Raw genomic sequence first — 13,076 nt, 5'->3', positions numbered from 1 at the left:
TCCTTTAATGAGTGCGGTGTTCAATGAGGATATTGATATGGCTATGCTTCTTCTGGAGTATGGTGCTGATCCCGCTGTGAAAGATGCCGAGGGCTATACAGCCTATGATTACGCAAAGGACTTTGAAAATATAGAATTAATGGAAATCCTGCAGCCATAATAAAACTGCCTCTTCGAAGGGGCAGTTTTATTATGGCTTTAAAAATTTAAAATTAGAGCAAACTTTTTCCAATGATATTCGTATGTATAGTCAGGAGGGGAGAAAATGAAGTTATTAAACGTTGAAATTGAATCAGCAGGCTATGAAAATGAAAAAACGATCATACATAATATTCAATTTGATTTGCAGGAAGGGGAATTGATCGGCCTTATAGGGCCAAATGGCGCAGGAAAAAGCACAACGATTAAAACAATTCTGGGATTGCTGGAACATAAAAAGGGAGCAGTGGAATTTAAGCAGGGAGTTAAATATTCCTATATTCCGGAACGGCCTATTTTTTATGATGAGCTGACACTGTGGGAACACCTGGATTTTACAGCAGCAGTGGAGGGATTGCCGGAATTACATTATAAGAAGAGAGCAGCGGAGCTCTTAAAAGAGTATAATCTGTCTGAACATGCTCACAAGTTTCCCGGGACCTATTCAAAAGGAATGCAGCAAAAGGCTATGCTGATTCTTGCGATGATTGCCGATCCGGATGTCTATATCATTGATGAACCGTTTATTGGTCTGGACCCTAATGCAATGAAACTGTTTCTGGAATCAATTGATCGAGAAAGGCAAAGAGGCGCAGGCATTCTCATGTCCACGCATGTTCTGGATACCGCAGAGAAAGTATGCAGCCGCTTCTTAATTGTACATGAGGGGCAGTTGAAGGCTTCAGGCACATTAGCTGATATCAGGCGGCAATGCGATCTTTTGAATGGTTCGCTTTATGATTGCTTTCATAGGATCGCAGAGGGGTCAGGCCATGAACAGTAGATCGCTCTTTGCAGAAAGGTTAATTCGCAGCTGGAAGTATCAGGCTGGAATATTCCGCTCTATTGCAGATTGGACCATCATGGTCTATCTCATTGTTCCGGGAACTGTCATCTTTGGAATGATCTATCGCTCCTGGTGGCTGGAAATTCCGGAATGGATTGCAGGCCTGCCATTGTTTCTCCTTTTCTTTCTGCTCTATATTTTTTCATGGATGGGAAATCTTCGTCCATTTGTATTAGAGGCTGATAAGGTATTTCTGGTAAAAAATAAGACCCTCTTTATGGGAATGAGGAAATGGGGATTTGTTTACTCACTATTCTTTCAGGCAATCGGTACAGCAGCAATGATTGCTATTTTTCTTCCTTTTTTAAAGAATAGATACTTTTTGGAATGGAGCCAGATCGTTACCTTGCTGCTCTTTTTCATCTCACTGAAATGGTCTATTATGATAGTTTCTTATTTTTTGAAAAGGATTGAAGGAAAGTTAAAAAGATATGTGATCACCTTTGTGCTGTTTGTACTAATGAGCTGGTTCAGCCAGCTCGTATATTCACTTTGGTCTATCGGTGCAGACTGTCCGGTTATAATCGCATCAGCAGTGCTGCTTTCCGGCGCATTAATAAGAGCGTCCCAGCTGCTGAAAAAAATCTCGGCCTTAGAATTTGAGGTTATGCTTGAACAAGAAGAAAAAACAAAGTATATAAAATGGATATTTATGATGGCTCCGGATCTGGAAAAGCCAGTTGTTTCAATGCGGACAAAACCGCTATTATTCAGAAACTCCAGACGGATTTTTAATACGAGAACAGCCATAACGGGACTGGCGGAATTATTTTTAAAGATATTCATGCGAAACCCCTCGTATATTTTCAGCTATTTTCAAATCATTTCCGTGAGCGCTGCCGGCATTCTTCTTATACCGCCTCTATGGATAAAAGTGATTGTATCAGGTGTCTTTCTTTTCCTGATGTATTCTTGGCTCTCCCTTACCTGGGATAAAGCCATTATGTCTCATCCCTTTACTAAGAAATACAGTGAAAAGGATTATTACTTTACTGCGAGAAATAGGACCGTCTTAGCCCTATTCCTCCTCGCCATTTTCCTCTTAGGACTGTTTTTAAGCGCCTCAACGCTCATCTTGGCAAGGTTCAGCTTTCCTGGTGCATAATAAAGGTATGTCTTATTAAACTGTCCCATAAGCAAACAGCGGAACAAAATGGGTTATAATGGGGAAATCATGAATGTTCAAGTTAAGGAGGCAACTGTATGAACGTATTGGATTGGCAAAAAGAGGTCAATAAAAGAAAAGATGATTTAATTAAGGATACACAAAAGCTTTTGAGAATTAGAAGTCTGCTTGACGAAGAGAATGCAACAGACGATGCTCCCCTTGGTGAAGGTGTAAAGGAAGCGCTCGATTTCATGCTTGAACTTGGTGAAAAAGATGGATTCACTGCAAAAAATGTCGGCAGCCTGGCTGGTCATCTGGAATTCGGCGAGGGTGAAGAAATTGTAGGAGTACTTTGTCACGTTGACGTGGTTCCGGAAGGGGACGGATGGACAAGCGACCCGTTTGGTGCAGAAATTCGCGATGGAAAGATCTTTGCCAGAGGGGCGATCGACGACAAAGGCCCGACGATGGCTGCTTATTATGCTATGAAAATTGTAAAGGAAATGGAGCTGCCTTTAAGCAAACGGGTCCGAATGATTATTGGAACAGATGAAGAAAGTGACTGGCGCTGTGTAGAGCATTATTTTAAACACGAAGAAATGCCAGCAATGGGATTTGCACCTGATGCAGATTTCCCAATCATCTATGCAGAAAAAGGCATCTCTGATTTTGATCTTGTCCAAACTGGCCATACCGAAGAAGCAGACAGAGAAGTATTGGCAGAGGTCCTGCATTTCAATGCAGGAAGAAGATATAACATGGTTCCTGATTTTGCGAAAGCCAGTCTTGTGGTACACCTTGAACACACTGAAGTGGTGCAAAGGTATATCAATTTCCTGAAAAGTACAGAGCTAGAAGGCAAGTATTACATAGATAATGGCGAACTGATTCTGGAACTTCAAGGGATTTCGGCTCATGGAATGGAACCTGATAATGGGAAAAATGCTGGTATATTGATGGCGTCATTCCTGGCATCCCTTCAGCTGGATGAGAAGGCATGCCAATATTTTCAGTTTGTATCAAAATACTTATGTGATGATTCCAGAGGAAGAAAGCTTGGCATCGCCTGCACCGATGAGATTACAGGTGACTTAACCATCAATGTAGGCAAACTTTCATATACGAAAGAAAATGGCGGCCGTTTAGGCTTTAATGTACGCTATCCCGTTACAAATGATATGGAAGAAACGAAAAACAAGCTGGAGTCTCTGATTGAAAACGAACATTTCAGATTGGAGAATTTCTCAGATGCCAAGCCGCATCATGTGGAAGAAGATGATGTTCTGATTCAAACACTGAAAAAAGTATATGAACAGCAGACTGGCGAAAAGGCAGAGCTTTTATCCATTGGCGGGGGGACATATGCACGCTCATTAAAGTCAGGAGTTGCATTTGGCCCGCTCTTTCCAGGCAGGGAAGACGTCGCCCATCAAAAAGATGAATATATGTTTATTGAGGATTTGTTAAAAGCTGCAGCCATTTATGCACAGGCGATTTATGAACTTGCGAAATAACTTTGAAACCTGATATGATGGCTGAAAGATTTTACATACAGCTGACAGATAGACAAACAAATCATAAACAGGGAGTGTCGGGAAATGGAATATGTCATTTTGAATGGTGACTTGATCGAACGTTCAGAAGCGAAAGTCGATATTGAGGATCGGGGATATCAATTTGGTGATGGCGTCTATGAAGTAATCCGCGTCTATAACGGAAAAATGTTTACAGCAGATGAGCATCTTGAAAGGCTGCTTGAGAGCGGCAAGAAAATAGAGCTGAACATTCCTTATTCCAAGGATCAGCTTAAACAGATGCTTGCAGAGATGATTGAGAGGAATAATCTTGAACTGGGGATTGTATATATGCAATTTTCCAGGGGGACATCTCCTAGAAATCATGCTTATCCTGGTGCTGATGTTGCACCAGTGCTTACCGCCTATACCCGTGAAACAACAAGGCCGGTTGGATCAATGAGAAATGGTGTTAAAGCTATTCTGATCGAAGACATTCGCTGGCTGCGATGTGATATAAAGAGCCTGAATTTGCTGGGCAACATCATGGCCAAGCAAAAAGCAGCACAATCCGGCTGCTTTGAAGCCATTCAGCACCGCGGGGATACGGTGACTGAGGGAAGTTCTTCCAATATAGCGATTGTAAAGGATGGAACACTTTATACGCATCCTGCAACAAACCTGATCCTGAATGGCATTACCCGCCGCAAGATCAATGAGATCTGCAGGGAAAATGGTATAGCACTTAAAGAATCTGCTTTTTCGAAGGAAGATTTACTGGCCGCAGATGAAGTCTTTATGTCCAGTACATCAGCTGAAATTACTCCGATTACAGAGATTGAAGGAAAGCCGGTTGGTAATGGAAGTCCCGGTCTCATCACAAATAAATTACAGAACCTTTTTGAAGACGCTATTGAAAAACAGTGCGGCAGTTTAACGGTTAAAATTAGGTAATTCAAAAACGAAAGACCTCAGGAACAATTCCTGGGGTCTTTTAACTTACTTATTCAAACTGAAAAAGATCACTTGATAGATATCTTTCTCCAGTATCGCAAACGATGAATACGACAACATCGTCCGGCTTTAGCCTTTTTGCAACCTGGATGGCGGCATAGCAGGCAGCTCCTGAGGATGGACCGACTAATATCCCTTCTTCTCTTGCCATTCTGCGTGTCGTATCATATGCTTCTTCATCTTTGATTTGATGGATTTCATCATAAACATCCGTATTGAGAATTTCCGGAACAAATCCTGGACTTGTGCCGACAAGTTTGTGCCTGCCAGGCTTTCCGCCCGATAGGACGGGTGAGCCTTTTGGCTCCACTACATGCACTTCCAACCCGGGATAATGCTCTTTCAAAACTTCACCTGTGCCGGTAATTGTACCCCCTGTACCTGCAGTGGCAACGAAGGCAGACAGTGGTTTGCCGATTTCCTTCATAGCCTCAATAATTTCGACGGCAGTTGAATGGCGGTGTGCGTCAGGGTTAGCGTTATTCTCAAATTGCATCGGCACAAAACTGTTTGGAATTTCCTCAGCCAGTTCATTAGCCTTTTTAATAGCGCCGGGCATTTTGTCATCACCAGGGGTCAGGACAACTTCTGCTCCATATGCTTTCAAAAGGTTGATGCGCTCTGCCGTCATAGTATCAGGCATAACCAGAATGGCTTTATAGCCGCGAGCCGCCGCATTCATTGCAAGCCCGATGCCGGTGTTCCCGCTGGTTGGTTCAATAATGGTTGAGCCTGGTTTTAATTTGCCTGCTTTCTCAGCTTCGGCAATCATATTATATGCCGCGCGATCTTTTACACTGCGGCTTGGATTGTAGAATTCAAGCTTTGCATAAATGCTTGCGCCATTTTCAGGTGCCAGCTTATTTAATTTCACGAGCGGAGTATCTCCAATTAAGTCCGCAAGATTGTTGACAACTTTCATCTGACTCTCCCTTTCGAATATGACTTTATTTAATAACAAGGAAGTTTAATATATAGAACTATTATCTTTGTTATTTTATGTCCATCTGTTTAATTTCATCCTGATAAAGGAAATCTATATCTAGCCTTATTATATCCATCATACTAAAACAGACTATTCCAATCAAATCAAAAGGAATTGGAAGGAATACGAAAATAAGAGGACAAACAGAAAGTATCTGCCAATTTTAACAGATGTTTGTTAAAATAAGTGGAAATATGGAGGAATATCAAGTGTCCAAACAAATGAATGCTCATTTTTTCTTTGCGGTGAAATTGCCGGATGAAACAAAGGAAAAGTTAAAGGAATATATGGAATGTGTAAGTCTCAAACTGCCTTTTAGCCGCTGGGTTCACCATGAAGATTATCATATTACTTTAGCATTCCTTGGATCGGCCCCCGAAGAAAAACTGCAGAAAGCATCCGGGCTTATCACTGATTCCATCAGAAACGAAAAGACTTTTCCGCTGTACATCAGTAGACTTGGCGTATTCGGAAAACAAGAAACGCCAAGAATTTTCTGGTGTGGAACACAGCAGGACAAACATCTTCAAGACTTAAGATTGAAAGTATATTCAGCCTGTCAGGAAGCTGGCTTTAAGCTGGAGACAAGACCGTTTAAGCCTCATATAACCATGGCAAGAAAATGGGCCGGTACTGGTCCATTTCAGCAAAGTCTGCTCGATGTTAACAGTCCTTTTAAAGACGGGCACCTCGAGTTTGAGGCTTCAGAAGTTGTTCTATATCAAACTCATCTGGATAAATCGCCGAAATATGAAAGCATTGCCATCTTTCCGCTTTTGGCGGAATAAAATAATTACATACTTAAACAGTAAATGATAGATAGAAAGTTATTTACGAAAGCAGGGCTAGGAGAATGGGACAGTTAATTAAATTGCAGGATTATGTATCACGTTACCAGCAGGACATTTTTTTATATCCTTCCCGTTTTGTCAGGCTGAAAAAACAGCAGTGGGATAAATGGCATAAAACGTGGGAATCAAATGAATCCTTTACCCCTCGACCCGCGCAGCATGATACTTCGGGCACAGCGGACTGGTCCTATGAAGAAAAAGAGCCGCTGATGGAAAAGCTAAAGGGGTTATTAAAACGGGGCAGGAATGAAGAATTCGAGGAATATAATGCTGCCGGACATGAAGTGGAAAAGGAGGAAGATGTGCTTGAATTTGAAGCCTCCTTTGCTGTACGTCCAGAAACAATTGAGAATCTAAAACACCAGTTTCTGGACCAGCTTTACCGGTTCCAGATGAAATGGGCAACCTCCACGCTAACGGAAAAATCATTTCCCGAGAAGCAGTACTATTATGATGAAAAGCTAAAATATTTTCTGCAGAGATATCCGGATACGTATCTTGTCATGTATAATCCGATCTTTTTATTGAAAAGGGCTCCTGTTGAAACAGAAATTATTGTCATAGGACCGACAGAGGTTTGGTGCATTAGCTTTTTGGAGCAGGAAGATTCAGCGGTATTCACAGGTTCAAAGGATAGATTCTGGACAAAAAAGGGAAAAGGGGAAGAAAAAAAAGTCCTGAATCCGCTGCTTGCATTAGATAGAACAGAAAAAATTATCCGAAAAATATTTGAAATTCATTCTATTGAATTGCCGGTTAAAAAAGCTGTACTTACCCGAAATGGCTATATTGATTATCCGGCAGCACCGATAGATGTGCAGCTGGTCGAGAAAAGGAACTATGAGCAATGGTTTCACGCAATGAGAAATCCGCGTTCTCCCCTCAAGCATGCTCAATTAAAAGGAGCACAGGCACTGCTTCAATATTGCCAGACTTCATCAGTCAAAAGACTGGAGTGGGAGAATCGGAATGAATCCTGAAACGTTCCACGGGGTAAATCCACTTATGTTCATTATTAACCCGCAGGCGAAAAATGGCTATTGCCTGAAAGTCTGGGGAAAAGTTGAGCAGATGCTGAAAGAGGAAAATATCTCTTACTCTGCAGTCAGGACAGAATATCGCGGCCATGCCAGGGAATTGGCAAAGATTTATGCAGAACAGGCGGGCGGGCAAAGATTGTATCTTGTGGCTGTGGGCGGAGATGGAACGGTTCATGAGGTGATGAATGGCGCTGCTGGGCATCAGAATGTGACTGTGGGGTTTATTCCAGGAGGATCCGGGAATGACTTCTCGCGGGGCTTTAATATCCCTAAAGACCCGGAGGAAGCTTTAACCGCAATACTTAAGGGAATCAGTCATTCTGTGAAGGCTGATATCGGAATGATTAGGCACACAGATGGGAATAAAACATATTTTATTAATAATATGGGTGCAGGATTTGATGCACTGATTTCCCGGAAAGTAAACAGTTCAAAGATCAAGGGTATCTTGAATCAGCTTTCTCTGGGCAAATTTGTATACGCTCTCTTTCTTGTAAAAGAGCTGTTTTTCTATAAATGCTCTGATATTGAAATCATTATTGACGGAAAAAAACATCAAATAGGGTCAGCCTGGTTTATCACTATTTCCAATCAGCCATTCTACGGAGGCGGTATGAAGATTTCTCCGGATGCAGACCCTTTTGATGGAATTCTAAATGTTACGGTAGTCCACAATATATCCAGGATTAAACTTTTGTTTGTATTTGCCTCTGTCTTCAAGGGGAGACATATAGGATTTAAAGAAGTCGCAGTTCTTCAGGGGAAAAATATCAGCATTCGCTCTTCACACCCCATCCCTGCCCACGCAGATGGCGAGGTTCTGGGCAGCACACCGATTTCAGCATCTGTTTGCCCGGAAGCCATACCAATAATTAATGGTTATGTTAAAGAAGGGTGATGATTTTTAGGAGAGAGCTGCTCTTAAATTACCGTCCGACTAAGTAAAGGAGCTGAGTTCGGAATGATAACGATTGAACGGACTTTTAATGCATATCTGGACGAAATGCACATCATTACGATTCTACTTCCTTTCAGCTATCATCAGGGACGTTCTTCCGGTTTCTCTCTCCTTTCAGACGTGGAGGAAGAGTTTCCTGTAGAAATATTGAAAAGCACCGCGATTGAGGACGCCGTTAAATATATATGCAGAATCAGCCATGATGTGGAATTCGGAAAACAGTATTGGATAGTGGATGAATATGGCGGAAAAACAGATCTGCAAATCGGAGCGGTAATCCGGACAAGTGAGTTTGATGAGAAGTTCTATTTTGATGGACCGCTTGGTATATCATACACCAAAGAAAAGACGGACTTTAGGCTCTGGGCACCTACAGCCTTAAAGGTGAAGCTGAAGTTAAAAAGAGTAATGGGGGAGGAAGCAGAGCTTTTTCCTATGGAAAGAGGAGAGAGGGGAGTCTGGAGCTGTGAAGTAACCGGTGACCTCGACCGTTTTCTTTATTCTTTCCTGGTATGCATTAACCTGGAGTGGAAAGAAGCTGTAGATCCATATGCTGTGTCCTCGGCTATGAATGGTGAATATGGGGCTGTCGTCAATCTGGAAAGTACAAAAATAAAGAAGCCTGAGCTTCCACCGCTCCATCAGCCGACAGATGCTATCATATATGAAACACATATTAGGGATTTTACCATTCATCCAGGGAGCGGGGCACAACAGAAAGGCCTTTATCTGGGAGCGGGCGAGACAAACACTGTTGGCAGTGATGGGGAGCCGACATGCCTGTCATATGTCAAACAGCTCGGTGTAACTCACATTGAGTTTCTGCCTGTCCATGACTTTGAAGGTGTAAATGAAAAAAGTCCAAAAGAAGAATACAACTGGGGTTATAATCCGCTCCATTTTAATGTCCCGGAAGGAAACTATTCCTCCGATCCCCTGGATCCCTATTCACGGATTAGAGAATTGAAAGCTTTGGTTCAGGCTGTTCATTCCCAAGGGCTTAGAGTCATAATGGACGTAGTCTACAACCATGTATATATTCGTGAGCATTCTTCTTTTGAAAAAATCGTACCGGGCTATTTCTTCCGCCATGATCAATATGGAATGCCTTCAAATGGCACCGGAGTTGGAAATGACTTTGCTTCTGAGCGCCTGATGGCCAGGAAATTTATTGCTGATTCCGTATCATACTGGATGAAGGAATATCAAATTGATGGTTTCAGGTTTGATTTGATGGGTATCCTCGATATCGAAACGATGAATGAGGTTCGCAGAATTTCGGAATCAATTGACCCTGCTGTCATTATCATTGGAGAAGGCTGGGATTTGAATACCCCTATACCGGAAGACCGGAAAGCAAGCATCCGCAATCAGGAAAAGCTTCCGGGAATCGGCCAATTCAATGACTGGTTCAGAGATTCCATCAAAGGCAGCACGTTTAATTTATATGATAAAGGATACGCGTTAGGGAATGACCATTACTATGATGCGGCAAAGCAGGTATTGGCCGGAAGCATTGGACTTGAAAAAAAGGAGAAAGGCATCTTCCTTTCCCCGTCGCAATCAGTAAATTATGTGGAATCTCACGATAATCACACTCTATGGGATAAAATCCTGGTTTGTTCTGAAAATGCGGATTTGATTACACAGCAAAAAAAGCATCGCCTGGCAACCGTAATGGTACTCCTGTCACAGGGAATTCCATTTCTGCATAGCGGGCAGGAATTTTATCGGACCAAAGGCGGGAATGGAAACAGCTACCGGGCTCCAGACTCCATTAATCAACTGGACTGGGAGAGGAAATCACTTTATTTCAATAATGTTGAATATATTAAAGGGATGATCAGCATTAGAAGGTCAATTCCTCTTTTCAGGCTTGCCGATGCAGAATTAATCCGCAATTCCATGCGGTTCATGGATATTAAAAAACCGCTAATTGGATATGTCTTAACCAGCTCTGATCAAAATGCCGGGTGCAGCCATGCAGCAGTACTTATCAATCCTTCAGCGACGGAAGAAGAAATTCTGCTTCCGGACGGGGATTGGGACCTCATTGCAGATGAATATACCGCCGGCAATTCCACCATACGCAAGATAAGCACCAGATTGACAGTGCCGCCAATAAGTTCATATGTGCTGGTTTGCAGAAAATAGAAACAGGATGCTGCTTTTTTCTGCAAACATTACCCTTAATTAGAAAAAACTGATATAAACACCTGAAAAAACATCATTTTTCCTGATGATATTCCGTTAACCTAAATAGATGCACTTGACGAAAAAAGCCAGTAAGAATAAAATTTATAAAGATGGCTATTGTGAGGAACTTACATCAATAGCTCTTTTTTTATTTTAAGTTCCCGTTACATTAGTGGTTTTATATTTGCTGATTACTTTTGTGCATTATAGGTGCTTTACTTAATTAACCTGATAAACAGCTATATTTGCAAAATTGCATTATAGTCGTATAGAACATAACATTACTAAGCAACGGCCCTTTTATCGGCCATGGCAAAATAAGTCTTGATGCAAAAAACAGGGCTTATTTTTCAACTCAAGCTATTTAACAACCAATGGCTTATTAAATTGCAGGTGAACAATTTTGGAACATTTATTTGGACATGACTGGGAGATTGTTCCCGCCGGAGGGGCGACAGGGGAAGCTTTTTATGCAAAGAACGATGAGCAGAGGCTTTTTCTAAAAAGAAACTCTTCTCCTTTCCTGGCGGTTCTATCTGCGGAAGGAATCGTCCCGAAACTTATCTGGACAAAAAGAATGGAAAATGGGGACGTTATAACTGCCCAGCAATGGCTTAATGGACGGGAGCTGAAAGCTTCTGACATGAACCGGGAAAGCGTGGCAAAGCTTTTGAGGAAAATCCACTCTTCAAAGCCGCTGCTTGGTATGCTGACAAGAATGGGGAAGTCTCCCCTGAAGCCAGAAACTCTTCTGCATTTGATAGAGGAAGAACTGGATTGTGACCTGAAGGAGCAGGCTGCTGTTATTCAGTCAGTCGATTTCCTGAAAAAAGAAGTATCGCATATCCGCTGTGAAGAAAATACGGTGTGCCACTGCGATGTAAATCATAACAACTGGCTGCTTGCGGAAAACAACCAGCTGTACTTGATTGATTGGGATGGAGCCATGATAGCAGATCCTGCCATCGATCTGGGGATGCTGCTGTACTGGTATATTCCTAAAGAAGAATGGTCCAATTGGCTTGAGCGGTATGGCATTCAATTAACAGAGGATTTGCTGCTCCGCATGAAATGGTATGTGATTGCACAGACTTTGACATCTATCCAATGGCATAAAAATAAATTCAGATTCCAGGAAATGGACAAGTGGCTTTCTTACCTGGATGAGCTTATTTGAGATTTACGAAAATTGATCAATTTCCTGTACCCATTGTGATAAATCATTCTGATGGGATTCAATGTGGGTATCCAATTGGGAAGAATTGATTCCATGCTGACTGTATTCATAAATTTCTTCTAATACTGTTTTTACGTTTTGATTAATGTTTCCGTTGATCATTAATGATTTAACCAGGCGTTCCAATTGTTCACATTCTGAAATAGAGCCACAGCAATCTGTCTGATGATTGCTTAAAATATCTTTTAATAAATTTAATTGATCCTGGTGTCCAAGCGGCATGAAAAACACCCTTTCTTTTGAATCTGAAAATAAGTGCAAAAGGAATTCACTTTTAGGTTGTGGATTCCTTTTTTATTTATTCATGCGGGGATGTAATTTAAGTGTTTAAATGCCGTTAGGTTAAACTGCAGGCAAGGGATAAACCAATTTAAAAAATAAAGTTGCATCACAGTGATGGGCATGATATTGTTTGAACGATATTAATTTTTAGGAGTGTCAATATGCGACAGCGAAATAAACCCTGGGCAAAGGATAAATTAGCCGAATATCCTCAATACGTAATTTCAGAACCTGAAAAATATAAAGGAAAGTGGAATGAAGCATTCGATAAAGATCAGCCCCTTCATATAGAAATTGGGACAGGAAAAGGCCGCTTCATAACTGGTATGGCAAAAGCAAACCCGGATATTAACTATATTGGAATTGAGCTGGCGGAAAGCGTGATTGTCTCCGCACTGGATCGTATCATTGAGGAAGAGCTTCCAAATATAAAGCTTTTGAATGTAAACGCAAATGATCTTCGGGACTACTTTGAAAAAGGCGAAGTCAATCGTGTCTACCTCAATTTTTCAGATCCATGGCCGAAGAAGCGTCATGCAAAACGCAGGCTGACTCATAGAAGCTTCCTGGAGATTTATGAAGATGTTCTTGTGGATAAGGGAGAAATCCACTTTAAGACTGATAACCAGGGATTGTTTGAATCTTCTCTTATGAGTTTTTCCGATTATGGCATGCTGCTGACATTTGTCAGCCTCGACCTTCACAATAGTGATTATGAAGGAAACATCATGACCGAATATGAAGAAAAGTTTTCATCAAGGGGCAGCCGTATATTCCGGTGTGAAGTGCAATACAGATAATTCAGTCTATCCATATGGATAGGCTTTTTATTATTTGTATTGCGCA

At 41.6% G+C, this 13,076-nt stretch carries 13 protein-coding genes; 11 read left to right on the top strand and 2 right to left on the bottom strand.

Annotated features, from left to right (window positions below):
• Positions 1-7 precede the first annotated feature (7 nt).
• From BFI01S_RS23150 to dat, 5 genes are all read left to right on the top strand, one after another.
• The gene (locus BFI01S_RS23150) at positions 8-160 is read left to right on the top strand and encodes an ankyrin repeat domain-containing protein (RefSeq protein ID WP_241743384.1); all 153 of its coding nucleotides are present in this window, start codon (positions 8-10) and stop codon (positions 158-160) included.
• 105 nt (positions 161-265) lie between these two features.
• The gene (locus tag BFI01S_RS18740; protein WP_061793961.1) at positions 266-982 is read left to right on the top strand and encodes an ABC transporter ATP-binding protein; all 717 of its coding nucleotides are present in this window, start codon (positions 266-268) and stop codon (positions 980-982) included.
• Positions 972-2,150, top strand: a complete 1,179-nt coding sequence (locus tag BFI01S_RS18735; protein WP_082804561.1) for an ABC transporter permease — start codon at positions 972-974, stop codon at positions 2,148-2,150. The genes BFI01S_RS18740 and BFI01S_RS18735 overlap by 11 nt, the downstream gene beginning before the upstream one ends.
• Positions 2,151-2,248: 98 nt before the next feature.
• Positions 2,249-3,667 carry a dipeptidase PepV gene (pepV, locus tag BFI01S_RS18730; RefSeq protein WP_061793960.1) on the top strand — a complete coding sequence of 473 codons (1,419 nt, stop codon included), beginning with the start codon at positions 2,249-2,251 and terminating at the stop codon, positions 3,665-3,667.
• An 84-nt stretch (positions 3,668-3,751) separates the two neighbouring features.
• Positions 3,752-4,621, top strand: coding sequence for a D-amino-acid transaminase (dat, locus tag BFI01S_RS18725; RefSeq protein WP_061793959.1), 870 nt, complete (start codon positions 3,752-3,754; stop codon positions 4,619-4,621).
• 49 nt (positions 4,622-4,670) lie between these two features.
• Here dat and cysK read toward each other — a convergent pair whose 3' ends face one another.
• Positions 4,671-5,603 (bottom strand): cysteine synthase A, encoded by a 933-nt coding sequence (cysK, locus tag BFI01S_RS18720; RefSeq protein WP_061793958.1) that lies wholly within the window; start codon positions 5,601-5,603, stop codon positions 4,671-4,673.
• A 272-nt stretch (positions 5,604-5,875) separates the two neighbouring features.
• On the opposite strand from cysK, the gene thpR reads away from it, so the two are divergent.
• From thpR to BFI01S_RS18695, 5 genes are all read left to right on the top strand, one after another.
• Positions 5,876-6,454 (top strand): RNA 2',3'-cyclic phosphodiesterase, encoded by a 579-nt coding sequence (gene thpR / locus BFI01S_RS18715; RefSeq protein ID WP_061793962.1) that lies wholly within the window; start codon positions 5,876-5,878, stop codon positions 6,452-6,454.
• Positions 6,455-6,519: 65 nt separating this feature from the next.
• Positions 6,520-7,497 carry an NERD domain-containing protein gene (locus BFI01S_RS18710; RefSeq protein ID WP_061793957.1) on the top strand — a complete coding sequence of 326 codons (978 nt, stop codon included), beginning with the start codon at positions 6,520-6,522 and terminating at the stop codon, positions 7,495-7,497.
• On the top strand, positions 7,487-8,455 hold the full coding sequence (locus tag BFI01S_RS18705) for a diacylglycerol/lipid kinase family protein (protein ID WP_061793956.1): 969 nt from the start codon (positions 7,487-7,489) through the stop codon (positions 8,453-8,455). Before BFI01S_RS18710 ends, BFI01S_RS18705 begins: the two co-directional genes overlap by 11 nt.
• 63 nt (positions 8,456-8,518) lie before the next feature.
• The gene (gene pulA, locus BFI01S_RS18700; protein ID WP_061793955.1) at positions 8,519-10,669 is read left to right on the top strand and encodes a type I pullulanase; all 2,151 of its coding nucleotides are present in this window, start codon (positions 8,519-8,521) and stop codon (positions 10,667-10,669) included.
• A gap of 445 nt (positions 10,670-11,114) precedes the next feature.
• Positions 11,115-11,888: a phosphotransferase family protein gene (locus tag BFI01S_RS18695; RefSeq protein ID WP_061793954.1), complete on the top strand. Its 774-nt coding sequence runs from the start codon at positions 11,115-11,117 to the stop codon at positions 11,886-11,888.
• Between the two features lie 3 nt (positions 11,889-11,891).
• Here BFI01S_RS18695 and BFI01S_RS18690 read toward each other — a convergent pair whose 3' ends face one another.
• Entirely contained in the window at positions 11,892-12,170 is a 279-nt protein-coding gene (locus BFI01S_RS18690) for a YtzH-like family protein (RefSeq protein WP_048010856.1), read from the bottom strand.
• 221 nt (positions 12,171-12,391) lie between these two features.
• Between BFI01S_RS18690 and trmB the strand changes: the two genes are divergently transcribed.
• On the top strand, positions 12,392-13,030 hold the full coding sequence (trmB, locus tag BFI01S_RS18685; protein WP_061793953.1) for a tRNA (guanosine(46)-N7)-methyltransferase TrmB: 639 nt from the start codon (positions 12,392-12,394) through the stop codon (positions 13,028-13,030).
• Positions 13,031-13,076 lie beyond the last annotated feature (46 nt).

The organism is Cytobacillus firmus NBRC 15306, assembly GCF_001591465.1.
Taxonomy (GTDB): Bacteria; Bacillota; Bacilli; order Bacillales; family Cytobacillaceae; genus Cytobacillus; species Cytobacillus firmus.
Note: the sequence above shows the minus strand (reverse complement) of the source record. Positions and strands in the feature narration are given on the sequence as shown.

What these genes read in the sequence shown, in the direction of transcription:
- BFI01S_RS18735 (WP_082804561.1), top strand. Translation starts at nt 972, where the DNA reads ATGAACAGTAGATCGCTCTTTGCAGAAAGGTTAATTCGCAGCTGGAAG.
- BFI01S_RS18690 (WP_048010856.1), bottom strand. Translation starts at nt 12,170, where the DNA reads ATGCCGCTTGGACACCAGGATCAATTAAATTTATTAAAAGATATTTTA.
- trmB (WP_061793953.1), top strand. Translation starts at nt 12,392, where the DNA reads ATGCGACAGCGAAATAAACCCTGGGCAAAGGATAAATTAGCCGAATAT.
- pepV (WP_061793960.1), top strand. Translation starts at nt 2,249, where the DNA reads ATGAACGTATTGGATTGGCAAAAAGAGGTCAATAAAAGAAAAGATGAT.
- BFI01S_RS18710 (WP_061793957.1), top strand. Translation starts at nt 6,520, where the DNA reads ATGGGACAGTTAATTAAATTGCAGGATTATGTATCACGTTACCAGCAG.
- BFI01S_RS18740 (WP_061793961.1), top strand. Translation starts at nt 266, where the DNA reads ATGAAGTTATTAAACGTTGAAATTGAATCAGCAGGCTATGAAAATGAA.
- BFI01S_RS23150 (WP_241743384.1), top strand. Translation starts at nt 8, where the DNA reads ATGAGTGCGGTGTTCAATGAGGATATTGATATGGCTATGCTTCTTCTG.
- dat (WP_061793959.1), top strand. Translation starts at nt 3,752, where the DNA reads ATGGAATATGTCATTTTGAATGGTGACTTGATCGAACGTTCAGAAGCG.
- pulA (WP_061793955.1), top strand. Translation starts at nt 8,519, where the DNA reads ATGATAACGATTGAACGGACTTTTAATGCATATCTGGACGAAATGCAC.
- cysK (WP_061793958.1), bottom strand. Translation starts at nt 5,603, where the DNA reads ATGAAAGTTGTCAACAATCTTGCGGACTTAATTGGAGATACTCCGCTC.
- BFI01S_RS18705 (WP_061793956.1), top strand. Translation starts at nt 7,487, where the DNA reads ATGAATCCTGAAACGTTCCACGGGGTAAATCCACTTATGTTCATTATT.